The sequence below is a fragment of the Kitasatospora sp. NPDC085895 genome (genome assembly GCF_040702125.1).
GTDB lineage: Bacteria > Actinomycetota > Actinomycetes > Streptomycetales > Streptomycetaceae > Kitasatospora > Kitasatospora arboriphila.
In genome coordinates, this window is sequence record NZ_JBFBJY010000067.1 from 1 (window position 1) to 26933 (window position 26933).

Consider the following 26933-nt stretch of genomic DNA (forward strand, 5'->3'; position numbering starts at 1 on the left):
GGGGGGGGCGGCCGTGCGCGCCCCCGTCGGGGGGGGGGGGGGGGGGGGCCCCCCCGCGGGGGGCGCCCCCCCCCCCGCCACGTCCGGGCCGGTCAGCGGCCGCGCCAGACGGTGGTGATGTTGCAGAACTCGCGGATGCCGTGGCCGGACAGCTCCCGCCCGTAGCCGGAGCGCTTCACGCCGCCGAACGGGAACGCCGGGTGCGAGGCCGTCATGCCGTTGAAGAACACGCCGCCGGCCTCGATGTCGCGGGCGCAGCGCTCCTGCTCCTCGTGGTCGGTCGTCCACACGTTGGAGCTCAGGCCGAACGGGGTGTCGTTGGCCAGCTCGATCGCCTCGTCCAGGCTCTCCACCCGGTACACGGTGGCGACCGGGCCGAACGCCTCCTCGTGGTGGATGCGCATCTTCGGGGTGATGCCCGTCAGCACGGTCGGCAGGTAGTACCAGCCGCCGTCCAGCTCCTTCGGCAGGCCGTCCGGGCGGGCGCCGCCGCACTCCGCGACGGCCCCGGCGGCCACCGCGTCGTCGACCAGCTCCTCCAGGTCGGCACGGCCCTGGGAGGTGGCGAGCGGGCCGATCTCGGTCTCCTCGGCCAGCGGGTCGCCGACCTTCAGGGCCTTCATCCGGTCGGTGAACGCCCTGGTGAACGCCTCGTAGACCTCGGCGTGCACGATGAAGCGCTTCGCGGCGATGCAGGACTGCCCGTTGTTCTGGGTGCGCGCGGTGACCGCCCACTGCACGGCGCCCGCCAGGTCGGCGGAGGGCAGCACCAGGAAGGGGTCGCTGCCGCCGAGCTCCAGCACCGACTTCTTCACCTCGTCGCCGGCGATCGAGGCGACCGAGCGGCCGGCGAGCTCGCTGCCGGTCAGCGTCACCGCGGCGACCCGCGGGTCCCGGACGACGCCCTCCACCGCGGCGGAACCGATCAGCAGGGTCTGGAAGCAGCCCTGCGGGAAGCCCGCCTCCAGCAGCACCCGCTCCAGCGCCAGCGCCGTCCGCGGCACGTTCGAGGCGTGCTTGAGCAGGCCCACGTTGCCCGCCATCAGGGCCGGCGCGGCGAACCGCACCACCTGCCAGAGCGGGAAGTTCCACGGCATCACGGCCAGCACCACGCCGATCGGCCGGTAGCGCACGTGCACCGAGGCGCCGCCGGAGTCCGCCACGTCGGCCTCGGACGGGTGCTCGTCGGCCAGCAGCTCCGGCGCCCGGTCGGCGTACCAGCGCATCGCCTTCGCGCACTTGGCGACCTCGGCGCGGGCCGCGACGACCGGCTTGCCCATCTCCACCGTCATCGTCCGGGCGATCTCCTCGCGCTCGGCGTCGAGCAGGTCCGCGGCGCGCTTCAGCAGCGCCGCGCGTTCCTCGAAGGAGGTCGTCCGCCAGGACCGGTAGGTCTCGGCGGCGAGGCCGAGCCGCTGTTCGAGGGCGGCGTCGTCGTACGGGGTGAAGGTCTCGACGGTCTCCCCGGTGGCCGGGTTGACGGTGGCGATGGGCATGGCGGCTCACTCCTCGGTTCTGGCACGCGGGTGCCGGTCGGGCCCCGGTCGGATCCACCCTCCCCCCGATCGGGGCGGGGCGCAGCCGCGGCGGCCGCCCGGGGTGCGGGCGGGTCCGCCGCGGCGTGCCCGCCGTGCGGAAGGATCAGTGCGCGGCGAGCGGGTAGTGGTCCGACAGGTCGTTGTACGTGTAGCTCTTACCCCAGCTGCTCACCGTCCACGGCGTGCTGTGGAAGCGCACGACCTGGTTGGTGTACTGCTGCGGCCGGGCGTGGTCGGCCCGGTACAGCACGTAGTCCAGGTCCTCCTCGGGCTCGCCCGGGTAGCGGTAGGCGGCGATGGAGTTGTCGACCGTGTCGAAGGAGTACGGCCAGCCGGTGCGCTGCGAGGCCGGGGCCAGGTTGCCGTTGTCGAGCAGCGCCTGGTACTCGGAGCCGTGCGAGTCGACGTTGAGGTCGCCGGCCAGCACGATCGGCTCGTCCGCCGGGATCCGCTTGGCGTCGAGGAAGGCCCGCATCGCGAGCAGCTGCTTGGCCCGGACGGCGGCCGGCTCGCCGCTGGAGCAGCCGGTGTCGGTGGACTGCAAGTGCGTGCCGACCACGTGGGTGCGCAGCCCGTCGACGTTCAGCACGGCGTACACGAAGCCCTTGTTGGACCACCAGTCGGCGCCGCAGGCGTCCTTGAAGACGTACTGCTCCTTGCGCAGGATCGGCCACTTGCTGAGCAGCGTCACCCCGCCGTCCTCGGGGGTGGTCGAGCTGTAGCTGCCGGAGGTGGCGTCCCAGCCGCCGGTGGAGCGGCCGACCACCGGCGTGTGGTACGGGTACGCGGCCGAGGCGCGGGCGGTCAGCGCGTCGGAGGCGGCGTTGTCGAACGCCTCCTGGAGGACCACCACGTCGTGGCCCTGGAAGAAGTCCGCCGAGGCGATCGCCTGCGCGCGGAGGTCCTGTCCCCAGTTCGGGTAGAGCGACTTGCTCATCAGGAACACGTTGTACGTGAGGACGTCGAGCGCGGGTGCGGTGACCGGCGCGCTCTCGGCCGCGGCGCCGGTGGCGGCCGCCGCGGGGGTGGCGGCGAGCGTGCCGAGCACGGCGGCGGCGACACAGGCCGCGGCGGCCGTTCTGGTGGCGCGGCGGACGGACGACAGGGGCATCGAAGCTCCGTGAGGGTGTGTCGTGAACCCGTCGGGTTGCGGGATGTTGTGCATCCAACTTCGGCGCCCGCACGGTGTGCAAGACATCGGGCGAGCATTCGGTGAACTCGTCCGAAACAGTGCTACCGATCGGTAGTCGGATGGGTCCGGGACGCACGGCGGCCGGGCCGGGTGCGCCTGCGCCCGACCCGGCCGCAATGGCTGACCGAACGTCAGTTCACCCCGCGATCAGCCCAGAAGTCGCCGCGGGCCAGCACCGAGGTGTCCGTGTTGTCGGTGAAGAAGCCGTCCACGCCCAGGTCGTAGAGCCGGCGTGCCCAGCCGATCGAATCGCCGTACGCGTTCGGGTCGGTGCCCCGGCGGAAGTCGACCGGCAGGAAGGAGTTCTCGTTGCGCACCGTCCACGGGTGCAGCACCAGGCCGGCCGCGTGCGCGTCCGCCACCAGCGTGGTCGGCGGCAGCAGCCTGCCCGCGGCGTCCACCGGCGCGATCAGCTGCGTGGTCGGGCCGATGCCGTGCGAGAACGACGCCAGCCAGCGCAGCCCGCCCGGCGTCACCAGGTCCGCGACCGTCCGCCGGTCGCCCGCCAGCACGAAGTCGTACGGCTGCGTCGTCGGACCGCTCAGCAGCTGGATCCGCGGGTTGTCGACCAGCTTCGCCAGCCGCTGCAGACTGCTCGGCTCGAAGGACTGCAGGACCGCCCGGCCGTTGCGGCCCGCCAGCCCGCCGCGGCGCAGCTCGTCCGCCAGCCGCTCCTCCAGCGGCAGGCCGATCGAGCGGAAGTAACTCGGGTGCTTCGTCTCGGGGTACAGCCACACCGGGCGGCCCAGGGTGCGGGAGCGCTTGTTCGCGAACTCCACCACCTCGCGGAAGGTCGGCACCGGCCAGCGGCCGTCGTACGGGGTGTTGCGCTGGCGCTGCTGCGGCAGGCGCTCCTTCGCGCGCAGCGTGCGCAGCTCGGCCAGCGTGAAGTCCTCGGTGAACCAGCCTGTCAGCGCGGTGCCGTCGACCGTCTTCGTGGTCCGCCGGGCGGCGAACTCGGGGTGGTCGGCGACGTCCGTCGTCTCCGCGATGTTGTTCTCGTGGCGGACGACCAGGTGGCCGTCCTTCGTCGGCACGACGTCCTGCTCGATGACGTCCGCGCCGAGCTCCAGGGCCAGCTCGTAGCTGCCGAGGGTGTGCTCCGGCCGGTAGCCGCTCGCACCCCGGTGCGCCACCACCAGCGGGTGCGGCAGCCGGTCCAGGCCGGTGCCCGTGCGGACGGGCGGACGCGTCCCCGCGGCCCGCTGCGCGTCGCCCCGGCCGTCCGCCTGCTCGTCGTCGGCGGCGGACGCGGGGGTCGCCCCCGCCGCGGTCAGCGCGGCCGCACCGAGGCCGGCCGCCCCGGTCGCCCGCAGGAACGTGCGGCGCGAGGATCCCCCGCCGATCGGACGCTGCGTCATCTGGCCTCCCTGCCAAGGGTTTCGGTCGATGCCCGGCACCCTAGGCGGCCGGTGCGCACCACGCGGTGAACCGGGAACGAACCACCTGCCAACCGCCGCCGAACGCCCGTCCGTACGACACTGCGGCTCGGGACCGCCGCACACGGGCACCGCACTGCTCCCTCCGGGTGGCGGCCGGTGCGGAACCCGCCCGACCGGGTACGGCGTCCTCGCAGCGGACGGCGACAGGGCCGAGGACGGAGGTACCACGGGGTGGCACGGGGCGACGACACGGCGGTGGAGGAGCGGACGCCTTGGGAGGCACCCGCCCGGCCGCCCGGACGGCCCCGCGGCCGGGTGACGGCCACCCTGGCGGCACTCACCGCACTCCTGCTGATCGGTCACCGGCTGGTTCCCGACGGGGGCCGGCACCTCGGCAGCCTGCTGGAGGCCTTCCTGCCGTGGGCCGGGCTCGCCGTCCCGGTGCTGCTGGCGGCGGCGCTGCTCCGCCGCTCGCCGCTCGCCCTCGCCGCGGTGCTGCTGCCGGCCGTCGCCTGGACCGGCCTGTTCGGCGGACGGCTGCTGCCCGGCGGCGACGGCGGCCGCTACGACCTGACGGTGGTGCAGCACAACGTCGCGGACGAGAACACCGACCCCGAGGGCACCGCCACCCGGCTGGCGGGGACGGGCGCCGACCTGCTGGCCGTCGAGGAACTGACGGAGCCTGCGGACGGGGTGTACGAGCGGATCCTCGGCACGGTCTACCCCTACCGGGCACGCTCCGGAACCGTCGGACTCTGGTCCCGCCTCCCGCTGACGGACGTCCGGCCGGTGGACCTGAAGCCCGCCGAGGTGCACGAGTACTGGAAGCGCGGGGTCCGGGCCACCGCGCGGACGCCCAAGGGCGACCTGGCGGTGTACGTGGCGCACCTGCCCTCGGTGCGGATCTCGCCGGCGGAGGGGTTCACCACGCCCCGGCGCGACGAGAGCGCGCGGCTGCTGGCGGCGGCGATCGACGCCGAGCCGCTGCGGCGGATCCTCGTCATGGGCGACATGAACGGCACCCTCGACGACCGCGGACTCGCTCCGGTCACCTCCCGGCTGACGCCCGCCCGGGGCGGCTTCGACTTCAGCTGGCCGGCGGGGTTCCCGCTGGCGCGGATCGACCAGGTGCTGGTGCGGGGGGCTACGCCCGTCCGCACCTGGACCCTCGCCCGGACCGGCAGCGACCACCTGCCGGTGGCGGCCCGGATCCGGCTGTGAGGCGAGTCGCGGGCAACCACCGGGGCTCGCCCCGAACAGTTCGGGGAGCCGCTCCCGCATCGCGCAGTTCCCCGCGCCCCTGGTGGTTGGCCCGCGCCCCTGGGTGTGCACCTGCCGGTCATGCGTAACCAGGGTGGGGGCTGGGCGGTTACGCCTCGGAAAGTAGGGCGTAACCGGTGCACAACAAAGGGCGGATCCAATGTCCTCCTCGTCACCGTCCGACCTCCCACCCCGAGGTGCGTACAGATGAAGTTGACCCCCCACGAGCAGGAGCGCCTGCTCGTCCACGTCGCCGCCGACGTCGCCCGCTCGCGGCGGGCCCGCGGCCTGCTGCTCAACCACCCCGAGGCGGTGGCACTGATCACCTCGCACGTGCTGGAGGGCGCCCGGGACGGCCGCAGCGTCGCCGAACTCATGGAGTCCGGGCGGCAGGTGCTCACCCGCAAGGACGTGATGGAGGGGATCGCCGAGATGATCCCGGACGTCCAGGTGGAGTGCACCTTCCCGGACGGCACCAAGCTCGTCACCGTCCACGGGCCGATCCAGTGAGCGCGCCGGGCCCCGTGACGCCGGGCGGGATCCTGTACGGCGAGGGGGAGGTCGGCCTGAACGCCGGCCGACCGGTCACCCGGCTGACCGCGGTGAACGCCGCGGACCGGCCGATCCAGGTCGGCTCGCACTACCACTTCGCCGAGGCCAACCCGGGGCTGGAGTTCGACCGGGCGGTCGCCCGCGGGCAGCGGCTCAACATCCCGGCCGGTACCGCCGTCCGCTTCGAGCCGGGCATCCCGGTGGAGGTCGAACTCGTGCCGATCGGCGGCCGCCGCGAGGTGCACGGCCTGCGCGGCGAGACCGGAGGTGCCCTCGATGGCTGACCGCGGCGACCCGTCCGCCCCCGCGCTGCGGCTGAGCCGCGAGCGCTACGCCGACCTGTACGGGCCGACCACCGGCGACCGGATCCGGCTCGCCGACACGGCGCTGCTGATCGAGGTCGAGGAGGACCGCTGCCGCGGCGGCGACGAGGCGGTCTTCGGCGGCGGCAAGGTGATCCGCGAGTCGATGGGGCAGGCCCGGACGAGCCGGGCCGAGGGTGCCCCCGACACCGTGATCACCGGCGCGGTGGTGCTCGACCACTGGGGTGTGGTCAAGGCCGACATCGGCATCCGGGACGGCCGGATCACCGCCCTCGGCAAGGCCGGCAACCCGGAGACCATGGACGGCGTCCACCCGGACCTCGTGATCGGCCCGGAGACCGAGGTGATCGCCGGCAACGGGAAGATCCTCACCGCCGGGGCGATCGACGCCCACGTGCACTTCATCTGCCCGCAGCTCGCCGACGAGGCCCTCGCCTCCGGCATCACCACGCTGATCGGCGGCGGCACCGGCCCCGCCGAGGGCACCAAGGCCACCACCATCACCCCCGGTGGCTGGCACCTCGCCCGGATGTTCGCCGCGATGGACGACCTGCCGCTCAACATCGGCCTGCTCGGCAAGGGCAACACCGTCAACACCGCTGCGATGCACGACCAGTTGAGAGCCGGAGCGCTCGGCTTCAAGATCCACGAAGACTGGGGCGCCACCCCGGCCGCGATCGACGCCTGCCTGCGGGTCTGCGACGCGACCGGCGCCCAACTCGCCATCCACACCGACACCCTGAACGAGGCCGGGTTCGTCGCCGACACCCTGGCCGCGATCGCCGGACGCGGCATCCACGCCTACCACACCGAGGGCGCCGGCGGCGGCCACGCCCCCGACATCATCACCGTCGTCTCGCAGCCCAACGTGCTGCCCAGCTCCACCAATCCGACCCGCCCGCACACCGTCAACACCGTCGACGAACACCTCGACATGCTGATGGTCTGCCACCACCTCAGCCCGCACGTCCCCGAGGACCTGGCCTTCGCCGAGTCCCGGATCCGCCCGTCCACCATCGCCGCCGAGGACGTGCTGCACGACCTCGGCGCCATCTCGATCATCAGCTCCGACTCCCAGGCGATGGGCCGGATCGGCGAGGTCGTGCTGCGCACCTGGCAGACCGCGCACGTCATGAAGGTCCGCCGCGGCGCCCTGCCCGGCGACGGCCGCGCCGACAACCACCGGGCCCGCCGCTACGTCGCCAAGTACACGATCAACCCGGCCGCCGCCCAGGGCGTCGACCACGAGATCGGCTCCGTCGAACCCGGCAAGCTCGCCGACCTGGTGCTCTGGACCCCGGCCTTCTTCGGCGTCAAACCCGACCTGGTGATCAAGGGCGGCCAGATCGCGTGGGCGCAGACGGGCGACGCCAACGCCTCCATCCCCACCCCGCAACCCGTGCTGCCCCGCCCGCAGTTCGGCGCCACCGGCCGCGCCCCCGCCGCCAACTCCCTCAACTTCACCGCGCAGGCCGCGATCGACGACCGGCTGCCCGAACGGCTCGGCGAACAGCTGGGCGTGCGCAAGCGGTTCACCGCCATCCGGTCCACCCGCGGCGTCACCAAGGACGACATGGTGAACAACACCGCCCGCCCCGACGTCCGGGTCGACCCCGACACCTTCACCGTCACCATCGACGGCGAGACCGTCACCCCCGCCCCCGCCACCGAACTCCCGCTGGCCCAGCGGTACTTCCTCTTCTGAGGAGGCCCAGGTGCACGCCGCCCTGCTGCTCCTCGCCGACGGCCGCTTCCCGGCCGGCGGCCACGCCCACTCCGGTGGCGCCGAGGCCGCCGTCCGGGCCGGCCGGATCCACGACGCCGACACCCTCGCCGCCTTCCTCACCGGACGCCTGCACACCACGGGCCTGACCGCCGCCGCCCTCGCCGCGGCGGCCGCCGCCGAGGACGCCGACCCCGCCGCCCTCGACGCCGACGCCGACGCCCGCACCCCCTCGCCCGCCCTGCGCGACACCAGCCGCCGCCTCGGCCGCCAACTGCTGCGCGCCGCCCGCGCCGCCTGGCCGCACCCCGCCCTCGACCTGCTGCACAGCACCCACCCCCGCGGCCCCCACCACCCCGTCGCGCTCGGCACCACCGCCCGCGCCGCCGGGCTCACCCCCGCGGACGCCGCCGCCCTCGCCGCGTACGAGAGCGTCAACGGCCCCGCCACCGCCTGCGTCCGGCTGCTCGGCCTCGACCCCTACCAGGTCGCCGCCGTGCTCGCCCGGCTCGCCCCCGACCTCGACGCCGTGGCCGCAGGGGCCGCGGCCGCCGCCGCCCGCGGCACCCTGCCCGCAGCCTCCGCCCCGCTGCTCGACGTCCACGCCGAACAGCACCGCTCCTGGAAGGTCCGCCTCTTTGCATCGTGACCACGTCGACCCCCACGACGCCCCCGCCCGCCACACCTGGACCGACCACACCCGGACCGGGCAGACCCGCACCCGCCGCGCCCTGCGGATCGGCCTCGGCGGCCCGGTCGGCTCCGGCAAGACCGCCACCGTCGCCGCGCTCTGCCGGGAGCTGCGCGACGAGATCTCCCTCGCCGTCGTCACCAACGACATCTACACCACCGAGGACGCCGAGTTCCTGCTGCGCAACGCCGTCCTGCCGCCCGAGCGGATCGCCGCCGTCGAGACCGGCTGCTGCCCGCACACCGCGATCCGCGACGACATCTCCGCCAACCTGGAGGCCGTCGAGGAACTGGAGGAGACCATCGGCCCGCTCGACCTGGTGCTCGTCGAGTCCGGCGGCGACAACCTCACCGCCACCTTCAGCCGCGGCCTGGTCGACCACCAGATCTTCGTCATCGACGTCTCCGGCGGCGACAAGATCCCCCGCAAGGGCGGCCCCGGCGTCTCCACCTCCGACCTGCTCGTCGTCAACAAGACCGACCTCGCCCCGCTGGTCGGCGCCGACCTCGCGGTGATGGCCCGCGACGCCGAGGCCCAGCGCGGCGGCCTGCCCACCGTCTTCACCGCCCTCACCGCCCCGGACGGCATCACCCCCGTCGCCGCCTGGGTCCGCGCCCGGCTCGCCGAACGGTGACCGTCACCGGCGCCCGGCACCCGGATGCCGGGCACACCACCGCCCCGCATCCGGCCGCCGTCGACGCCACCGCCCGGATCACCGCCGCACCCGACGGCCGCGGCGGCACCGCCCTGCCCGTCCTCGCCGGCGCCGGTCCGCTCGCCCTGCGCCGCACCCGCGGCGCCCCGGGCACCGCCCACGTCTGCGTGATCGGCTCGATGGCCGCCCCGCTCGGCGGCGACCGGCTCGCCCTGCACGCCGAGGTCCGGCCCGGCGCCGCCCTCACCGTCACCAGCGCCGCCGCCACCGTCAGCCTCCCCGGCCGCGGAGGCGCCCCCGCCCGCTACGACCTGCACCTCACCGTCGGCGAGGACGCCGAACTCGACTGGTGCCCCGAACCCGTCATCGCCGCCGCAGGCAGCCACCTGCTGCTCACCACCGTCGTCCGCCTCGCCCCCGGAGCCCGGCTGCGGCTGCGCGAGGAACAGGTGCTCGGCCGGCTGCACGACCACACCCGCGGCGCCCCGCCCGGCCGGATCACCGCCCGGCTCACCGTCCACCTGGCCGGCCCCGCCCAGGCCGACCGCATCCTGCTCGACCAGCAGACCGACCTCGGCCCCGGCGCCCCCGGCTGGGACGGCCCCGCCGTCCTCGGCCCGCACCGCACCGTCGGACAACTGCTCACCGTCGGCCTGCCCGCACCGACGCCGCCCCCGGACGGCACCGACGCCGCCCTGCTCACCCTGCCCGACCCCGCCGACGGCCCGCCCGCCACCCTGCTCACCGCCCTCGCCCCGGACGCCCTCGCACTGCGCCGGCTGCTCGCACCCGACACCGACCGGAACGGTTCGGGCACAACCGTCACCTCCGCGGCCGCCCGAACGTCAGAGAGGTGAGAGCACACCGACGAGGAGGGGCCGATGGACCGGAACGACTGGCTGGCCGAGCGCTTCGAGAGCCACCGCGGCCATCTGCGGTCGGTGGCGTACCGGATGCTGGGCTCGCTCGGCGAGGCCGACGACGCCGTGCAGGAGGCCTGGCTGAGGCTGAGCCGCACCGACGCCGACGAGGTGGAGAACCTGGGCGGCTGGCTCACCACCGTGGTCGGCCGGGTCTGCCTCGACATGCTCCGCACCCGCCGGACCCGCCGTGAGGAGCCGATCGGCGAGCGGCTGCCCGACCCCGTCGTGGCGAACGCCGACGGCACCGACCCCGAACAGCAGGCGCTGCTCGCCGACTCGGTCGGGCTCGCCCTGCTCGTCGTGCTGGAGCAGCTCGCCCCGGCCGAGCGGCTGGCCTTCGTGCTGCACGACATGTTCGGCCTGCCGTTCGACGAGATCGCGCCGATCGTCGACCGCACCCCGGCCGCCGCCCGGCAGCTCGCCAGCCGTGCCCGGCGGCGCGTCCAGGGCGCGGCCCCCGCGCCGGACCCGGACCCGGTACGCCGCCGCGAGGTGGTGGACGCCTTCCTCGCCGCCTCCCGCGGCGGCGACTTCGAGGCACTGGTCGCCGTCCTCCATCCGGAGGTGGTGCTGCGCGCCGACGACGGCCCGGCCGCGCCGCTGATCGTGGTGCGCGGGGCCCGCGAGGTGGCCTCGCAGGCGTTCCGGTTCCGGCACATGGCGCCGTTCTCCCGGCCGGCGCTGGTCAACGGCGGGGCCGGCACGGTCACCGTGGTCGACGGCCGGCCGGTCTCGGTCATGGACTTCGTGGTCGCCGACGGCCTGATCGTCGCGATCGACATCCTGGCCGACCCGGAGCGGCTCGCCCGGCTCGACCTGGACCTGCTGGACGACTGACCCCGGCCCGGGTACGGCCCCGAACGGGGGCGAGCCCCGCCCGGTGCGTACCGGGCGGGGCTCGTGGCGGGTGCGGCGGGGCGGGGACTCAGCCCGCGTCGGCGGCGCGGCCGCGCCGGTCCAGCGAGGCCAGGTAGGCGTTGTAGGCGGCGAGCTCGGCGTCGCCGTCCCGGTCCGCGGCGCGGTCGCGGCGGCGGGCCTGCCGCTCCTCGGACCGCGCCCACTGCAGGGTCAGGGCGATCAGCACGATCGCGGTCGGGATCTCGCCGAACGCCCAGGTGATGCCGCCGGCCAGCTCCTGGTCGTCCAGCAGCTTGGTGCCGGGTGGGGCGGCGGCGTCGGTGAAGGTGGTCACCAGCGGGTGGGTCGCCATCATCACGGCCACGCCGAAGAAGGCGTGGAACGGCATCCCCACGAAGAGCTCCAGGATGCGCATGATGTAGCCCGGCCGGTGCGGACCCGGGTCCACGCCCATGATCGGCCAGAAGAAGAGCATGCCGACCGCCAGGAAGTGGACCATCATCGCGAGGTGCCCGAGGCGGTACTGCATCAGGTAGTCGAACAGCGGCGAGAAGTACAGCGCGTACAGGCTGGCGACGAACAGCGGGATGGTGGCACCCGGGTGCGAGACCACCCGGACGTACCGGCTGTGCAGCAGGGCCACCAGCAGCTCGCGCGGGCCGCGGCCGCTGCCCTTGCGGGCCGGGCGCAGGGCCCGCAGCGCCAGCGTGATCGGGGCGCCGAGCAGCAGCAGGATGGGGGAGAGCATGGACAGCACCATGTGCTGGATCATGTGCGCGCTGAACAGCACCATGCCGTAGTCGTTCAGCCCGGTGCAGGTCACCAGGACGACCGTGCCGGTGCCCGCCGTCCAGGCGATCATCCGGCCGACCGGCCACTTGTCGCCGCGCCGCCACAGCCGGATCGCGGCCGCCGTGTAGAGGCCGAGGGCGAGTACCGCGCCGATCAGGAAGGGCCAGTCCGGCGACCAGCCGAGCGCGGCGGACGGGTCGTACGGGCCGAGCGTGCCCGTTCCGCCGTGGTGGTGCATCCCTGCCATGCCGTCGCCCATCGGCGCGTCCTGCCTTCGCTGGTGCCGACCGGACCCGCCCGCAGGCCGGTCCGGTTCGTCCGTTTTGCTTCCGGCACAGCCTAGGCGGCGCTTACGAACGGACCGAACCCGGCCCCGCTCCCGGCGGGCGCGGCGCGGTCAGCCGACGGCGCCGGCGGCCGGGACGAGGATGTTCTCGCCGGTGCGGCCGGCCACGAAGTCCTCGACGTTGCGGACGGTCGCCGCGATGATCTGGCCGACCGCGGTCCTGGTGAAGTACGCCTGGTGGGAGGTGACCAGCACGTGCGGGAAGGTCATCAGCCGGGCCAGCACGTCGTCGGTCACCCCGTGCACCGACCGGTCGGTGAAGAAGACGCCGGTCTCCTCCTCGTACACGTCCAGGCCGACCCCGGCGAGCCGGCCGGACCGCAGCGTCTCGACCAGCGCGGCGCTGTCGACCAGGCCGCCGCGGCTGGAGTTCACCAGGATCGCGTCGTCCTTCATCCGGGCGAGCGCGGCCGCGTCGATCAGGTGGCGGGTGTCCGGCAGCAGCGGCACGTGCAGGCTGACCAGGTCGCTGCGCTCCAGCAGCTCGTCCTTGTCGACGTACTGCAGACCGAGCTCCCGGCAGGCCGGGTTGGGGGCGACGTCGCAGCCGAGGAGTTCGGTGCCGAAGCCGTGCGCGATCCGGGCGAAGCACTCGCCGATCTTGCCGGTGCCGATCACGCCGACGGTCATCCCGTGGACGTCCCGGCCCAGCAGGCCGTCCAGCCGGAAGTCGAACTCGCGAGTACGGCTCGCCGCCCGCAGCAGCCGCCGGTTCACGGCCAGCGCCAGCGCCCAGGCGTGCTCGGCCACGGCGTGCGGGGAGTAGTGGGAGACCCGGGCGACGGTCAGGCCGAGGTCGCGGGCGGCCGCCAGGTCGATGTTGTTGAAGCCGGTGGAGCGCTGGGTGATCAGCTTGGTGCCACCCGCGGCGAGCCGGGCCAGCACCACGCCGTCCAGCTCGTCGTTGACGCTGCTGGACACCACCGGGAAGCCGTCGGCGAGCGGGGCGGTGTCCCGGGTGAGGAAGACGTCCAGCATGCGCAGCGGGTGCCGGCCGGCGAACGCCGCGTCCAGCAGCGGACGCTCGTCGGTCTGCACGCCGTAGGCGAGGATCTCCATCGGGGTTGCTCCTCCTGCTCGCGCGGGACGGGCCGGGCGCCCCGGCCGCTCACCCAACCTATGGTGCGCCCCGGACCCCGGCCATGGGCCGATCGTCCCCTCGCGGGTGCACCGAAAGGGGCGCGGGGAACTGCGCAGTCCGGGGGTGGGTCGTCGTACGGACCAGGGCTTGGCCTGATGCTGTTGTGGCGACCGCGTCCGAATTGCGCAGTTCCCCGCGCCCCTGGTGGGACGGCCGGTCAGGTGAGGGCGCCGGCCAGGGCGGTGAGGGCGAAGAGGGCGCCGGCGGCGGCCAGTGCGGCGCCGCCCGGGCCGACCGTGAGGAGGGCGGTGAGCAGGACGGTCGGGCCGAGTTCCATCGCCGTGTTGAGCACGCCGCCGGCCAGGCCGATCTGCTCCTTCGGGACGCCGTCGGTGGCGAGCACCGCGGCTCCGGCGAAGGCGAGGGCCGCACCGAAGGGCAGCAGCACCAGCCCGGGGACGAGCGGCAGGTAGCCGGAGCCGGTGCCGAGGTGGGCGAGGGCGAACAGGCCGGCGGCGCCGGTGGCCAGGCCGATCGCGGTGACGGCCTTCGGCCCGACCCGGCCGACCAGCGGCCCGGCGGCCTGCCCGCCGAGGAGCAGTGCGGCGGCGTAGGGGAGGAAGGCGCCGGAGGTGGCGAGCGGGGTCCAGCCCAGGTCCTGCTGGAGGTGCAGGGTGAGCAGCAGGAAGAGGGTGGCGGTGCCGCCGGCGCTCAGCAGGGTGGCGGCCAGGCCGAGCAGGCGCCGTCCGCCGCGCAGGAAGCCGAGCGGCAGCAGCGGCTCGGCGGCGCGCCGCTCGCGGAGCACGAAGGCGGCGAGCACCAGCAGGCCGAGGGCGAGCGGCAGCTGCCAGCCGCCGGTCTCGGTGAGGACGAGGCCGTAGCTGACCAGGACGGTGCCGGCGGTGGCGAGGACGGCGCCGGGCAGGTCGAGGGCGGGGCGCCGGTCGCGGGCGGGGTCGCGGGGCAGCAGTGCGGGGGCGAGGGCGAGGGCGGCGGCGGCGACGACCACCGGGACGGCGAACATCCAGCGCCAGGAGAGCCAGCTGGCGACGGCCCCGGAGGCGAGGTTGCCGGTGGTGGCGCCGAGCACGGAGAGTCCGCCCCAGGTGGCCATCGCCCGGCCGTAGGCCGCGGGGCCGGGCAGCAGGGTCTTGAGGACGCCCATGCCGGCCGGGGCGACCAGGGCCGCGGCGGCGCCCTGGAGGAAGCGGAGCAGCAGCAGGGCGGTGTAGCCGGGGGCGAGCGGGGCGGCGATCGAGGCGAGGCCGAGCACCACCAGGCCGGTGGTGAGCATCCGGCGGCCGCCGTAGCGGTCGGTGAGCCGGCCGCCGAGCAGCAGCAGGGCGGCGAAGGAGAGCCCGTAGGCGGCGTTGAGCAGGACGAGCCGGCTGTGGTCGAGGCCGAACTCGCGGCCGATGTCGGGCAGGGGCACGGAGATCGCCATCAGGGTGAAGATCAGTGTCGCCTGGACGGTGCCGAGCAGGGCGAAGCCGGGTGCGGTGCGTGGCGCCGGTGCGCCGGTGGACGTCGGAGTGATGGCCGTGGCAGCCATGGTCTCCCCCTCTTTCTGTACCGTTCGGTCCAATATGGGGCCGTGCAGAGGGCCGCCGAGGAGCGGCCGGTGGAGCTGTCGGTCCGGGCCCGCGGGGCTCAGTCGAGCAGTGACAGGGCGAGGTCCGCCGCGTCGGTGACCCGCCGCGGGTCGTCGCCCGCCTTGCCGATCACCCGCATGCCCTGCATCACGGTGAGCAGCAGCCGGGCGAGCGCCCGCGGGTCCTTCTCCGGCGCCAGCTCGTCCTGGGCCTGCGCCCGGGCCAGCGCGCCGGCGGTGAGCGTCTCCAGGGTGTCCCAGCTGGCGCGGACGCGGCGGGCCGCGTCCGGGTCGCGGGTGGCGAGTTCGGTGGCGGTGTTGGTGATCAGGCAGCCGCGGTGCCGGTGCTCGCGGACCGCCTCGTCGGCGAACCGCCGCACCACGGCGCGGACCGTGAGCAGGGCCGCGCCGGGCTGCGAGAGCTCGGCGAGCAGCTTGGCGTCGGTGTTCTCCCGGTAGCGGTCGAGCGCCTTGAGGAACAGCTCGTGCTTGCCGCCGAAGGTGGCGTACAGGCTGGCGCGGCCGATGCCCAGGTGCCCGGTGAGGTCGGCCATCGAGGTCGCCTCGTACCCGCGCTCCCAGAACAGCTCCAGCGCCGCCTGCAGCGCCGCGTCCGGGTCGAACTCCTTGGTCCTTGCCATGGGAAGACCATAGCGCTATCTGGATCGATCGGTCAAGAAAGTTCGGCGAGAAGGAGAGCCCCGCCCGCCGACGTGGCGGACGGGGCTCCCGAAGAGCTGCGGGACGGGGCCGGTCAGATGACCGTCTCGGCCTCGGTGTAGCGCTCCTGCGGCACGGTCTTCAGCTCGGCGACCGCCTCGGCGAGCGGCACCAGGCGGATGTCGGTGCCCTGCAGCGCGGTGATGTGGCCGAAGGCGCCCTTGTGGGCGGCCTCCACCGCATGCCAGCCGAAGCGGGTGGCGAGCACCCGGTCGTACGCGGTCGGGGTGCCGCCGCGCTGGGTGTGGCCGAGGATCACCGGACGGGCCTCCTTGCCGAGCCGGTGCTCCAGCTCGCGGGAGAGCTGGGTGGCGATGCCGGTGAACCGCTCGTGGCCGTACATGTCCTTGGTGCCCTCCTCCCACGGCATGGTGCCGGGCTCGGGCTTGGCGCCCTCGGCGCAGACCACGATCGCGAACTTCTTGTGCCGGTCGAAGCGCTCGCGCACCACGTCGGTCAGCTTGTCGATGTGGAAGGGGCGCTCGGGCACCACGATCGCGTGCGCGCCGGCCGCCATGCCCGCGTTGAGGGCGATCCAGCCGGTGTGACGGCCCATCACCTCGACGACCATGACCCGCTGGTGCGACTCGGCGGTGGTCTTGAGGCGGTCCAGCGCGTCGGTGGCCACCGAGACGGCGGTGTCGAAGCCGAAGGTGACGTCGGTGCACGCGATGTCGTTGTCGATCGTCTTCGGCACGCCGACCACCGGCAGGCCCGCGTCGCTCATGAGCTTCGCGGCCTTCAGGGTGCCCTCGCCGCCGATCGGGATGACCGCGTCGATCCCGAGGTCCTTGCAGTGCTGCTTGGCGCGCTCGACGCCGTCCCGCAGGTGGCTCGGCTGGACCCGGGAGGACCCGAGGATCGTGCCGCCCTGGGCGAGGATGCCGCTCACCGACTCCAGGGTGAGAGGACGGTGGACGCCTTCGAGGAGGCCGCGCCAGCCGTCCTGGAAACCGATGATCTCGTCGCCGTGGTCGACCACCCCCCGGTGGACCACGGAACGGATCACGGCGTTCAGGCCGGGGCAGTCACCGCCGCTGGTCAGGACACCAATACGCATTGCTTTGCAACTCCCCTGGGGGCACCTCCCAGCCGCCAGGCTGGGGGGAAGAACCGGAGGCCGGACTACCACCTCGGTGTCGCCACCGCGGACAGGTCGCACCCGGGCGTCTTCAACCGGGGGCGACCATGGCACAGCATACGGTTCCTGCGTCCGGCCGGGCAGGAGCCGAGCGGGAGCGGCATCGTCGACGCGTCCGCGCAATCTGCAGCCGGACGCCGAGGAGGGTTGCGTCCAGCGTTCCCTATTCTCTTATGCATCCCGCCCGCACGGCACCGGTTGACCGCAATGCGGTCAACCGGACACCCTTCGTCGGACTCAGGCGGGCTGGCTGGTGGCCGCGATGCGCTCCGCGCGCAGCGCGTCGTACCAGGTCGTGTCGGCCGGCGGCAGCGCGCTGACGTCCAGCGCCAGCTTGAGCAGCATGTCGGCGACGGCGGGGTTGCGGGCCATCACCGGGCCGTGCAGGTAGGTGCCGAACACGGTGTCGCGGTACGCGCCCTCGGTGCCGTCGCCGGTGCCGTTGCCGCGGCCCGTCCGCACGTTCGCCAGGGGCTTGACGCCCTCGCCGAGGTGGGTGACGCCCTGGTGGTTCTCGAAGCCGGTGAGCTGAGGCAGGCCGAGCGCCGGGTCGACGTCGGCGAGCACGTCGCCGACGCAGCGGGAGCCCTCGCCGCGGGTCGTCCACACGTCGAGCAGGCCGAGGCCCGGCTCGCGCTCGCCGAGGTCGTTGATGAACTCGCGGCCGAGGATCTGGTAGCCGGCGCAGACCGAGAAGATGATCGCACCGTTCTCGGCGGCGCGGACCAGCCCGCCGTCGTTGCGCAGCCGCTCCGCGGCGAGCCGCTGCGGACGGTCCTCGCCGCCGCCGATCAGGTAGATGTCGCCGCTGGTCGGCACCGCCTGGTCGGAGCGCACGTCGATCCGGGTCACCCCGAGGCCGCGCTGCCGCGCCCGCCGCTCGACGACCAGCGCGTTGCCGCGGTCGCCGTACGTGCTGAGCAGGTCCGGGTACACCCAGACGAGGCGCAGGCTGCTCTCGTTCATCCTCGAAGGCCTTCCGTACTGCTGCTGCTGAGGCTGCTGGAACTGCGGGTCGACGGGGTACGACATCAGACCGCCACCGCCTTGCGCAGCTGCTGGAAGGCGGTGTAGTTGGCGATCGCCTCGATCCGGCCGGGTGGCGCCAGCCGGACGGCCTGCTCCAGGGTGTCCACCACCTGGAACTGCAGCCCGGCGACCTCCAGCCGGACCGCCAGGTCCAGCTTGCGCTGGCCCATCACGAAGATCGGGTGGCCGGCCAGGCGCTCGTAGTCGACGTCCCACAGCCAGGAGGTGTCGGTGCCGTCCGCGTCCAGCGCGTTCACCGACAGCACCACCGGCGCCGGCGGCTGGTCGATCAGCGTGAAGGTCTCCAGCCAGCCGGCCGGGTTCTTCGCCAGCAGCAGGCGCACGTCGCGGCCCTGGTACTGCACCACGTCGTAGCGGCCGGCGACCGCGGCGACCGTCTGCATCCGCTGCAGCGCGACCTGCGGGGCGACGCCGAAGACCGCCGCGACCGCCGCCGAGCTGGTGGCGTTCGCCAGGTTGGCGCGGCCGGGCAGCTGCAGCTGGATCGGCCAGGCACCGCGGTGCGGGTCGATGACGTGGGTGCCCTGCAGCGCCCAGTGCGGGTTCGGGCGGCGGAAGCCGCACTGCGAGCAGAACCAGTCCTCGCCGGGGCGCTGCATCACGCCGCCGCAGGACGGGCAGGACCAGGCGTCCTCCTTCCACGCCTGCCCGGCGGCCACCCAGACCACCTTCTTGCAGGACGAGGCGGCCCAGGTCACCAGCGGGTCGTCGGCGTTGGCGATGATCACCGCGTCCGAGTCCTTGAGGCCCTCGCGCCACTTCTCCGCCATCATGCGGGTCTCGGCGGCGCGGTCCAGCTGGTCGCGGGAGAGGTTCAGCAGCGCTATGGCCTTGGGCCGGGTGTCCCGGGCGACCGTCGCGAGGTACTTCTCGTCCACCTCGATCACGCCGAAGCGCGCGTCCGAGCCGCCGGCCAGCGCGGCGGTGATACCGGCCGGCATGTTGGCGCCCAGGGCGTTGGAGACCACCGGGCCCGCGGCGCGCAGCGCCTCGGCGATCAGCCGGGTGGTGGTGGTCTTGCCGTTGGTCGCGCTGACCAGCACCACGTCGAGGTGCTCGGACAGGGTGGCCAGCAGATCGGGGTCGAGCTTGAGCGCGATCTTGCCGCCGATCACCGAACCACTGCCGCGCCCGGCCTTCTGCGAGAGGGCGGCGGCCATCTTGCCGGCCGTCACGGCGATCTTGGCGCGGGCGGGCAGCGAGGCGTCGCGTGCGGCTTCCGGACCGGTGCCTTGCATGCTCAGTGGTTCCTCCTTGCTGCGGCGCCGCCCCGGTCGTGCGGGACCGTCGGACGGCAGGGACGGGGGCCAGCCTACCCACTCCGGCGGCGGGCTCTGAGCGCAGGACCCTTCGCGGCCTGCCGAGACGGGCCCCGGCGGGGCTCCGGCGCCCCTCCTGCCACGGCCGCGTCGGGCGGCGCCGCCGGGCGGTCACGGGCGTGACGGCCGGTCAGCCGGCCGGTCCGGCCGCAGGTCCGGCGGGCGCCGGCGGAACCGCACGAACCGGGAGGAACACGGCGCCGGGACGTCATCCCGGCCGCTGCGCCACGACGAAGACGGACGACGGGCGGAGCTTCTGCCAGGCCGACGTCGGGTGGTACCGGTAGTTCCAGGCGGTGGCGAGGGCGAGCGCCCGGTCGACGACCGCGCCGATCCGGTTGGCGTACATGTTGCAGCGCAGCAGCCGGCCGATCCGGGAGGTCGGGGTGGCCGCGCAGAAGAGGCTCGACCGGATCGACAGCCCGGCGTCGCGGACTGCCCGCTCCAGCAGGTGGCGCGGGATGCCGCGTTCGCGCCGGGTCAGTCCGGGGCGGTGGTGATGTCGTCGATCCGGTCCAGGACGGGGAGGAACTCCCCGCCGAAGGCGCTGCCGACCCCGAGCGCCCGGGGGAAGCGGCGGTCGGGCGGGCGCCGGAAGCCGTACTGGCGGTTGAACCCGCCGTAGCCGTACGCCTCGGAGCCGGAGGACGCCGCGCCGAGGTCCGCGTACGCCTCGCGTTCGTCGGCGAACCACTCCTCGATCTGGGCGGGGCCGAAGTCGTCCCCCCACAACTCGAGGCCGGAGAGGTAGCGTTCCGCGAACTCGGCTGTCCTCATGCGCGCACTGTAGGGCGGCGCGGGAGCCGGCGGCGGCCGGCCGGGCGGGGGACCGGCGGACATGCCACGGACGGTGCAACGGGGCGGCGGCCCCGGGCTGACGCCGCTGAGCGCGGTGGCCCGGTGGACGGCGGGCAGGGCGAGGGAGTCGCGCAGCCAGCGGTACGGACTGAGGCCCTCCTCCCAGGCACAGCGCAGCGGCGCGTCGTGGGCGGTGACGAAGGCGGGCAGTCCGCTGCGCGCCGCGGCGGGGGCGAACTCGTACGTCCAGTGGGCGCTGATCACGTCGGCCGGCCGGGCGTGCATCTCGCGGACGGGGCCTCCCGCTCGACGCGGAAGAAGTCCCGCAGTAGTGCCGGACGTGCGCCCGGGTGGGCAGCACGACGACGGTCAGCGGGCCGGCGGTGCGGACCCAGCGCCGCTCCGTCCAGCCGAGCGCGTACACGGTGACGCGGTGCCCCTGGCCCAGCCAGGTGTCCACCAACTGATCGGTGTAGGACACGGCGTAGGTGGCGGGCGGCGTGCAGCTGAGGCGGCCGGCGAGATCGGTCCGGTGAACCCGATGTGCATGGGTGGTCCTCGGGGGCGGCCGGTTCGGGCGGGTCGGGGGTGCAGGCCGTGCGAGGAGCCGGGGGCGGCGGCCGCCGCCTCCCGCAGCCGGGTCGTCGTGCCGCTGGGGCCGGTGTTCGACACCCGCAAGGCACTGCTGGGGGCGGTGTCGGACGTGTTGCTCATGCCCGGCCTGGTCGGCCTGTGCGCCGTGGACTCCTTCGTGCTCGAGACCCCCGTCGTCACCACGCCGTGGCCCTGGCACGCCCCCGAGTTCGAGTACCTGGAGCACGGCCGCAACGCCCTCGTCGCACCGGACGACGTGCAGCGGTACGCCGACGCCGTGGCCGGCCTCCTCGGCAGCCCGGCCGGGCTCGACGCCATGCGCTCGGAGTGCCGCAAGGACGCGGCGCGCTACACCGTCGAGGAGATGAGCCGCCGCTTCGCCGACGGACTCGTCGACCTGCTCCGGGACGCGCGCCGGTGACCCGCCCGGCCCCCGCCCGGAGCACGGCACCCGCACGGGCCGGCGGCCTCCGGATCCACCGGACCCCCGAGACGCTCGCCCCGTACGAGCAGGGCTGGCGGGAGCTGGCCGCCGCCGCCCCCGGCTCCTCGTACTTCGCCACGCCCGACCGGGTGCTCGGCACCTGGGAGACCATGGACCCGGCCGCCGCCGCGGCGGCCGAGGTCGCGCTCTGGACGGGACCGGACGGCCGGCCCGAGGCGGTGGTGCCGCTCGCCCGCACCATGGGCAGGCTCCACCCGCGCATCCCCCTCCCCGTGACCGCCTGGACCCTGCTGGGGGCGGACGCCGACGGGGCGGACCACGGCCTGTTCCCCGTCGCCGCGCACCGGCGCGAGGAGGTCCGGACCTGGCTGCGCGACCGCACCCGGCGCGGCAGCCTCCGGCTCCCCGCCATGGACCCGGAGAACGACACCGCCCTGCTGCCCGCCGGCACCCGCCGGATCGCCAGGACCACCTGCCCCCGGCTGGAGATCGGCGAGGGCGCAGTCGTCGGCTCGACGAGCTTCCGCCGCCTCATGAGACGCCGCGAGCGGCAGCTCGCCGAGGCCGGGATCGCCTTCCGCTGGGTCGGACCGCAGGACATGACCGCCGTACTCCTCGACGCCGTACTCGCCCTGCACCGCCTCCGGCAGGACCACCGCGGGGCGGTGACCGTCCTCGGCCCGCACCGCCGCCCGCTCCACCTGCGCCTGCGGGACCGCGCCGACGCCGACCGCGGACCGGCCGCCCTGGTCGCCGAACGCGGCGGCACCCCGGTCGGCGCCGTCTACGGCTTCCTCTGGCAGGACACCTTCGCCTACTACAACGGCGGCTGGGACCCGGCCTACGCCCGGCTCGGCCTCGGCACCGTCCTCCTCGACCGGACGATCGCCGCGGCCGCCGCCCTCGGCGCACGCACCTTCGACTTCCTCCGCGGGAACGAGTCCTACAAGTACGACTCGTTCGGCGCCTCGGACCGCCGGGACGAGCAGTGGCTGCGCCCCCGCGGCGCGGGCGCCCTGGCGGCGGGCGCCGTGCTGCGCCACGCCCGGCGGCGGCACGGCCCCGCCTGAGACCGGCTCAGCCCTTCGCCGGGTCGGGCGGCGGCGAACGGTCCTCCCGCAGCGACCGGAACAGCTCGGAGGCGGCGGGCTCGTCCGGCACGTCCCGGTCCGGGTCCGCCGCGTACGGCTTGCGAGGAACGGTCCGGTAGTCCACCTGGCCCTCCGGCACCGCGCGGAGCCGGGCCACCAGGTCGTACAGCTTGCCGAGCGAGTCCAGCCCCGAATCGGCGCTGATCGATGAGGTGACCGCGTCCAGGACGGGGTAGAGGCGCGCGGGGTTGAACAGCGTCCCGCTGCTGCGCAGCTTCGCCGACAGCTGCCCGAGGAAGGCCTGCTGACGGGACATCCGGTTGGTGTCGCTGCCGTCGCCGACGTACTCGCGGGCCCTCACGTAGGCCAGCGCGTCGGTGCCCTGCAGCAGGTGCGGCCCGGCGGACAGGTCGAGGCCCACGTTCGGGTCCCGCTCGGCCCGCGGCAGGTCCATCTCGACGCCGCCGACCGCGTCCACGATCCGGCGGAACCCCTCGAAGCCCACGACGAGGTGGTGGTCGACCCGGATGCCCGTGAGCTCCTCGAAGGTGCGGATCGTGCAGGCCGCCCCGCCGAGGTCGAAGGCCCAGTTGAACTGCGCGTACTGGGCGCGGCTCGCGGCCGCACCGGCCCGCGGGCAGCTCGGGATCGGCACCATCATGTCCCGCGGGACGCTGATCACCTGGAGACGCTTCCCGTCCCCGGCCAGGTGCACCAGCAGGACGGTGTCGGAGCGTGCGCTGCCCAGCTCGGGACGGTAGTCGGAGCCCATCACCAGGATGTTCTCGGCCCTCCCCGAGGACTTGGGCCGCAGACCCGCCTGCTCCGCGAGGGCCCGCTCGGTCGCGGTGTCCGTGCGGAGGTTCCCGTCCAGCTGCACGTAGGCCCACCAGCCCAGCCCGACCGCGGCGGCCAGACCCGCGGCGACCGCGAGGGCCAGGATCCGCAGTGCCCGTCGCCGGCGGCGGGGTGACGGAGCGTCGGCCGACGGGTCCTCGGGCGCGCCGGTCATCGAGTCGGGGCCTGTTCGGAGATCGGCGCTCCGGTGCTTGGACCGCCCCGTCCTGCCACTCGCGCCGCCGTGCCCATCGGACCGCCGCCCTTCCGTCCGGAGTAAAGGATGCGTGCCGCACCCGCAAGGTGCCCTGTCTTGTGTGAGAGTGATTGCCGGAAATGCTCCGGTTCACGTTCATCTGACATCTTTTACGCCTAAAGGGGTGTCACATGGCGCTCTCTGCCCCGCACCGCCCGTCCGGTCGGCGTCCGGTCGGACGGCTCCCTGCCGAACGGGTGATCGACATCGTCGGCGCCATCTCGCTCCTGATGCTGTTCCTGCCGGTCATGGCGTCCGTCGTCCTGCTCCTCAAGGCCACCTGCCCCGGGCCCGTGCTCTTCCGCCAGGTCCGCGCGGGCCGACACGGCAGGCCCTTCCGCATGCTGAAGTTCCGCACCGTGCACCTCGGCGCCCACGCCGAGCGGGCCTCCCTCGCCGGGCGCAACGACACCGACGGCCACCTGTTCAAGCTGCGGGACGACCCGCGGGTCACCCGGATCGGCCGCCACCTGCGCAGGTTCTCGCTCGACGAACTGCCCCAGCTCTTCAACGTGCTCCGCGGCGAGATGTCGCTCGTGGGCCCGCGGCCGCTCCTGCTGGAGGACTCCGACTACACCGGACGGGCCCGGGACCGGCTGCTCGTCCCGCCCGGCCTCACCGGCCTGTGGCAGGTGCGCGGACGCTCGAACCTGCCGTGGGAGGAGAGGCTCCGGCTGGACCTCCACTACGTCGAGAACCTCTCCCTGCGCCTCGACGCCGGCATCCTGCTCCGGACCATCCCCGCGGTCATCACCAGCCGCGGAGCGCACTGACGCGCTCCGCGGCGACCTCAGGGGCGCTCGGGCGGTGCACCGCCCGAGCGCCCTAGCGGCCTGTCCGGGAGGCCAGCACGCCGCAGTACAGGTCCTCCATGCTCCGCAGCCAGGCGGCCTCGGTGAAGTGGTCCTCGAAGATCCGGCGGCAGTGCGTCCGCAGGGCCGGGAAGCGGGCCCCGGCGGCGGCGAGGACGGGGCCGAGGGGCTCGTCCCAGCGGACGACCGTGCCGGTGCCGCGGGCCCGGACGGTCTCGGCGACGGACGAGCCTTCGAAGGCGAGGACCGGCAGCCCCGCGGCGAGCGCCTCGACCTGCACCAGCGGGGCGCCCTCCAGGCAGCGGCTGGCGAAGACCAGGCCCCGCCAGCCGGGCAGCCGGCGGCGGAGCTCGGCGCGGTCCAGGCGTCCGAGGAAGCGGACCTGCGGCGGGGCCGCCGCCCGGGCCCGGTCGAGGAGTTCGCCCTCGCCCACGACGTCCAGCGGTTCGTCGGCCGGCCAGCGTTCCAGCAGCTCCAGCACGCCCTTCTCGGGGGTCAGCCGGCCGGCGAAGACCCACCGCCCCCCGGTGCCACCGGCCGGCCGGGGCGCCGGGTCGTCGACGAAGTTCGGGATCAACGCGGTGCGTTCGGCGGCCACGCCGGCCCGTACGTACGTGCGCCGGCCCGATTCGGAGAGCAGCACCAGCCGGTCGGCCCGGCGCAGCAGCGGATCGCCGTCCGGCCCGCGGCGGTTGGCCCAGACGAGCGGCGCGGTGGCCAGCCGCGAACCCCGGTAGCAGCCGTGCCGCAGTCCGGCGAAGGGGCTGCCGTCCGGGCACGCGGTGCAGGTGGCCCCGTCCCGGAAGAGCGCACCACCGGCGCACAGCGGGCGGTAGTTGTGCAGGGTCGCCACCAGCGGGCCAGGCCAGTCGCGGACCCAGCTGCGGCCGAAGTTGGGGAAGAGGTTGTGGACGTGCACCACGTCCGGTGCGAAGGCCCGCAGTTCCGCGACGGGGGAGCGGCCGCGGCCGGTGGCGACGGTGGCGGCGGCCCGCAGCGGGTGGAGCGGGCTGCGGGCAGCCTCGTCGGTGTGCGCCGCGACGACCGTGACCTCGTGGCCCGCGGCGCGCAGCGCCCGGGCCTGGTCCCGGACGGCCTCGTTCTCGCCGCTGGGCTGCGCGGAGGCGTAGAAGCTGTGCACCAGGGCGACCCGCAGCGTGTCCACCGGTCAGTCGGTCCCTCTCATCCGGGGCGGCCGCAGCGCGATCCGCGCCGGGTACGCCGGGTTGTTGCGCAGGTAGCGCCGCCAGAGGCGGCGGGGTTCGCGGGCGAGCCGGTACGACCACTCCAGGCCGCGCCGCTGCATCCACGCGGGGGCCGGCCGCTGCAGCCCGGCGTGGAGTACGACAAGTCACTGGAAAGGGATATATCTGCTCTGAAGGGGTGTCAGGGTCCGCTCGGGGCCGTGCGCCGTCTGCGCCCCTCCGTTCGGCGGAGCGCACGGCACTCCGGCCCGGCCGCGAGGTGCGGCCGGGCCGGAGTCCGTTCGGAGTGCTGCGGGTGACGTCGCCTCAGCGGCGCGGGCGGGTGGGCCAGGGGGTGGGCAGCTTGTCGGCGGCCTCCGCGAGGTGCGCGGTGATCACCAGGGTGCCGTCCTCGACCTGGTAGTCGAGCGGGGCCGAGAGCCGGCGCATGGTGGAGATCAGCCCGGTGTTGGAGGAGTGCGTCACCGCGTAGACGGTCGCCACCCCGGCCTCCAGGGCGAGGGCGGCCATCCGGCGGAGCAGGTCGACCCCGAGGCCCTGCCGCTGCCAGTCGTCCTCGACCAGCAGCGCGACCTCGGCGCCGTCGTCGTCCCACATCAGGTGGGCGAGGGCGACGATCCGCCCGTCCGCGTCCTCGACCGCCAGGGTCTGCCCGTGCCGCGGGTCGAGCAGGTGCTCCAGGTAGCGGTCGGCGTCCTTGACCGGGCCGTGGTAGCGCTTGCGCAGGGTGTCGGACGAGCAGCGCCGGTGCATCTCCAGCGCGGCCCGCTTGTCGCCGGGCGCGGCGCGGCGGACGGTCAGGTCGGCACCGGCCGGCCGGGCGAGCCGGGCCTCGACCTTGGGCACCCGCGGGCCGAGCAGGCTGTCGAGCTCGACCAGCGCCTGGCCGCGGGCGAACTCGGTCGGGGTGAACGGCAGGTGCGGCCGGGTGAGTTCGATCAGGTCGCCGCCGGGGACGGGCAGCCGCATGGTGTGGCCGTCCACCCCGGCCGGGGTGGAGCGGCCGCGGTCCGGGTACTGCCGGATCGTGCACCGGCCGAACAGCTGCCGCAGGGCGACCGGCAGCTCGGCGGCGTCCAGCGCGGTGCGGGTGGCCAGGGCGAGCACGTGCGTGGGCGCGTCGACCAGTTCGTGCGCGTCGGCGCGGTCCGTCCAGATGTCGGTGCCGCCGGCCGCGGCGACCGCCGCGGTCAGCTCGGCCCGGTCCAGGGCGGCCGGGGCGCGCAGGAAGAACTCGTCGACGGTGCCGGCGGCCAGCGGGTGGGACTGCATCGAGACGATGTTGACCCGGCGCTCGGCCAGTGCCGTGCAGATCCGGGCCAGGCTGCCGGGGGAGTCCTCGACCGTGGTGCGGACCCGCCACAGCACGGTCGCCTCCAGCGCGTTCAGGGGGTCGCTCACCGCGGCCTCCCCGGGCGGCGCATGGGTGTCCGGTGAGGGCGGTCCGTGCGGCCGCCGGTGCGCCCACCAGCCGTGGAAGACGGCCGTGGCGAGCAGGGCGAGGGCCGACACGGCGAGCAGCACCGGGCCGTCGTGGCCGTGCACGACCACGTTGGCGACCAGGTCGGCGGTGGCGACGGCGAGGAAGACGGCGGCGAGTTCGACGGTCTCTCTGCGCCAGCGGTGGGTCCGGGCGGCACGCCGCTGGGCGCGCGAGGGGCCGGCGGTGGTGACGGGTTCACGAGTGTCCATGCAGGTATCGTGTCGCGCCGGTGTTTCACGATCACGAATCCCCCGTGACCTGACGGTAAATGTCTC

General features: G+C 74.6%; 27 protein-coding genes. 11 read left to right on the top strand and 16 right to left on the bottom strand.

Going from position 1 to position 26933, the window contains the following annotated elements:
- Positions 1-92: 92 nt before the first annotated feature.
- The 3 genes from AB0442_RS31160 to AB0442_RS31170 all read right to left on the bottom strand — a co-directional run bounded on the left by AB0442_RS31160 (position 93) and on the right by AB0442_RS31170 (position 4091).
- Positions 93-1496 carry an NADP-dependent succinic semialdehyde dehydrogenase gene (locus tag AB0442_RS31160; RefSeq protein ID WP_366166968.1) on the bottom strand — a complete coding sequence of 468 codons (1404 nt, stop codon included), beginning with the start codon at positions 1494-1496 and terminating at the stop codon, positions 93-95.
- Positions 1497-1641: 145 nt separating this feature from the next.
- Positions 1642-2649, bottom strand: a complete 1008-nt coding sequence (gene sph / locus AB0442_RS31165; RefSeq protein ID WP_366166969.1) for a sphingomyelin phosphodiesterase — start codon at positions 2647-2649, stop codon at positions 1642-1644.
- A 212-nt stretch (positions 2650-2861) separates the two neighbouring features.
- Positions 2862-4091: a glycerophosphodiester phosphodiesterase gene (locus AB0442_RS31170; RefSeq protein WP_366166970.1), complete on the bottom strand. Its 1230-nt coding sequence runs from the start codon at positions 4089-4091 to the stop codon at positions 2862-2864.
- Between the two features lie 252 nt (positions 4092-4343).
- Between AB0442_RS31170 and AB0442_RS31175 the strand changes: the two genes are divergently transcribed.
- From AB0442_RS31175 to sigJ, 8 genes are all read left to right on the top strand, one after another.
- A complete protein-coding gene (locus AB0442_RS31175; RefSeq protein ID WP_366166971.1) occupies positions 4344-5333 on the top strand; it encodes an endonuclease/exonuclease/phosphatase family protein in 990 nt (329 codons plus the stop codon).
- A 246-nt stretch (positions 5334-5579) separates the two neighbouring features.
- The gene (locus AB0442_RS31180; RefSeq protein ID WP_366166972.1) at positions 5580-5882 is read left to right on the top strand and encodes an urease subunit gamma; all 303 of its coding nucleotides are present in this window, start codon (positions 5580-5582) and stop codon (positions 5880-5882) included.
- Positions 5883-5896: 14 nt separating this feature from the next.
- Complete coding sequence (locus tag AB0442_RS31185) at positions 5897-6208, top strand: urease subunit beta (RefSeq protein WP_366166973.1); 312 nt, start codon at positions 5897-5899, stop codon at positions 6206-6208.
- Entirely contained in the window at positions 6201-7952 is a 1752-nt protein-coding gene (locus AB0442_RS31190) for an urease subunit alpha (RefSeq protein ID WP_366166974.1), read from the top strand. The genes AB0442_RS31185 and AB0442_RS31190 overlap by 8 nt, the downstream gene beginning before the upstream one ends.
- A gap of 10 nt (positions 7953-7962) precedes the next feature.
- Positions 7963-8619, top strand: a complete 657-nt coding sequence (locus AB0442_RS31195; RefSeq protein ID WP_366166975.1) for an urease accessory UreF family protein — start codon at positions 7963-7965, stop codon at positions 8617-8619.
- Entirely contained in the window at positions 8609-9295 is a 687-nt protein-coding gene (gene ureG / locus AB0442_RS31200) for an urease accessory protein UreG (RefSeq protein WP_366166976.1), read from the top strand. The genes AB0442_RS31195 and ureG overlap by 11 nt, the downstream gene beginning before the upstream one ends.
- The gene (locus tag AB0442_RS31205) at positions 9292-10173 is read left to right on the top strand and encodes an urease accessory protein UreD (RefSeq protein WP_366166977.1); all 882 of its coding nucleotides are present in this window, start codon (positions 9292-9294) and stop codon (positions 10171-10173) included. The genes ureG and AB0442_RS31205 overlap by 4 nt, the downstream gene beginning before the upstream one ends.
- 24 nt (positions 10174-10197) lie before the next feature.
- Entirely contained in the window at positions 10198-11076 is an 879-nt protein-coding gene (gene sigJ, locus AB0442_RS31210; protein ID WP_366166978.1) for an RNA polymerase sigma factor SigJ, read from the top strand.
- Between the two features lie 88 nt (positions 11077-11164).
- Here the strand turns inward: sigJ and AB0442_RS31215 are convergent, their stop codons facing one another.
- The 9 genes from AB0442_RS31215 to AB0442_RS31255 form a co-directional block, all read right to left on the bottom strand.
- The gene (locus AB0442_RS31215; protein ID WP_366167001.1) at positions 11165-12127 is read right to left on the bottom strand and encodes a cytochrome c oxidase assembly protein; all 963 of its coding nucleotides are present in this window, start codon (positions 12125-12127) and stop codon (positions 11165-11167) included.
- Between the two features lie 159 nt (positions 12128-12286).
- Positions 12287-13294, bottom strand: coding sequence for a 2-hydroxyacid dehydrogenase (locus tag AB0442_RS31220; protein ID WP_366166979.1), 1008 nt, complete (start codon positions 13292-13294; stop codon positions 12287-12289).
- A 239-nt stretch (positions 13295-13533) separates the two neighbouring features.
- Entirely contained in the window at positions 13534-14868 is a 1335-nt protein-coding gene (locus AB0442_RS31225; RefSeq protein ID WP_366166980.1) for an MFS transporter, read from the bottom strand.
- A gap of 98 nt (positions 14869-14966) precedes the next feature.
- Positions 14967-15548 carry a TetR family transcriptional regulator gene (locus AB0442_RS31230; protein ID WP_366166981.1) on the bottom strand — a complete coding sequence of 194 codons (582 nt, stop codon included), beginning with the start codon at positions 15546-15548 and terminating at the stop codon, positions 14967-14969.
- Between the two features lie 113 nt (positions 15549-15661).
- Complete coding sequence (locus AB0442_RS31235; protein ID WP_030269331.1) at positions 15662-16687, bottom strand: 6-phosphofructokinase; 1026 nt, start codon at positions 16685-16687, stop codon at positions 15662-15664.
- A 318-nt stretch (positions 16688-17005) separates the two neighbouring features.
- Complete coding sequence (locus tag AB0442_RS31240; protein ID WP_030269330.1) at positions 17006-17734, bottom strand: type 1 glutamine amidotransferase; 729 nt, start codon at positions 17732-17734, stop codon at positions 17006-17008.
- Between the two features lie 65 nt (positions 17735-17799).
- The gene (locus AB0442_RS31245; RefSeq protein WP_344626428.1) at positions 17800-19056 is read right to left on the bottom strand and encodes a MurT ligase domain-containing protein; all 1257 of its coding nucleotides are present in this window, start codon (positions 19054-19056) and stop codon (positions 17800-17802) included.
- Between the two features lie 289 nt (positions 19057-19345).
- The gene (locus AB0442_RS31250; protein WP_366166982.1) at positions 19346-19486 is read right to left on the bottom strand and encodes a hypothetical protein; all 141 of its coding nucleotides are present in this window, start codon (positions 19484-19486) and stop codon (positions 19346-19348) included.
- A 131-nt stretch (positions 19487-19617) separates the two neighbouring features.
- Positions 19618-20220 carry a hypothetical protein gene (locus AB0442_RS31255; RefSeq protein WP_366166983.1) on the bottom strand — a complete coding sequence of 201 codons (603 nt, stop codon included), beginning with the start codon at positions 20218-20220 and terminating at the stop codon, positions 19618-19620.
- Positions 20221-20596: 376 nt separating this feature from the next.
- Here AB0442_RS31255 and AB0442_RS31260 point away from each other — a divergent pair, with 376 nt between their 5' ends.
- On the top strand, positions 20597-20950 hold the full coding sequence (locus tag AB0442_RS31260) for a hypothetical protein (RefSeq protein ID WP_366166984.1): 354 nt from the start codon (positions 20597-20599) through the stop codon (positions 20948-20950).
- On the top strand, positions 20947-22044 hold the full coding sequence (locus AB0442_RS31265; protein WP_366166985.1) for a GNAT family N-acetyltransferase: 1098 nt from the start codon (positions 20947-20949) through the stop codon (positions 22042-22044). Before AB0442_RS31260 ends, AB0442_RS31265 begins: the two co-directional genes overlap by 4 nt.
- A gap of 7 nt (positions 22045-22051) precedes the next feature.
- Here AB0442_RS31265 and AB0442_RS31270 read toward each other — a convergent pair whose 3' ends face one another.
- Entirely contained in the window at positions 22052-23077 is a 1026-nt protein-coding gene (locus tag AB0442_RS31270; protein WP_366166986.1) for an LCP family protein, read from the bottom strand.
- A 212-nt stretch (positions 23078-23289) separates the two neighbouring features.
- On the opposite strand from AB0442_RS31270, the gene AB0442_RS31275 reads away from it, so the two are divergent.
- Entirely contained in the window at positions 23290-23931 is a 642-nt protein-coding gene (locus tag AB0442_RS31275; RefSeq protein WP_366166987.1) for a sugar transferase, read from the top strand.
- Between the two features lie 52 nt (positions 23932-23983).
- Here AB0442_RS31275 and AB0442_RS31280 read toward each other — a convergent pair whose 3' ends face one another.
- The 3 genes from AB0442_RS31280 to AB0442_RS31290 all read right to left on the bottom strand — a co-directional run bounded on the left by AB0442_RS31280 (position 23984) and on the right by AB0442_RS31290 (position 26867).
- On the bottom strand, positions 23984-25135 hold the full coding sequence (locus tag AB0442_RS31280; protein WP_366166988.1) for a glycosyltransferase family 4 protein: 1152 nt from the start codon (positions 25133-25135) through the stop codon (positions 23984-23986).
- A 3-nt stretch (positions 25136-25138) separates the two neighbouring features.
- A complete protein-coding gene (locus AB0442_RS31285) occupies positions 25139-25300 on the bottom strand; it encodes a WecB/TagA/CpsF family glycosyltransferase (RefSeq protein WP_366167002.1) in 162 nt (53 codons plus the stop codon).
- A gap of 181 nt (positions 25301-25481) precedes the next feature.
- Entirely contained in the window at positions 25482-26867 is a 1386-nt protein-coding gene (locus AB0442_RS31290) for a GNAT family N-acetyltransferase (protein ID WP_366166989.1), read from the bottom strand.
- Positions 26868-26933: the final 66 nt, after the last annotated feature.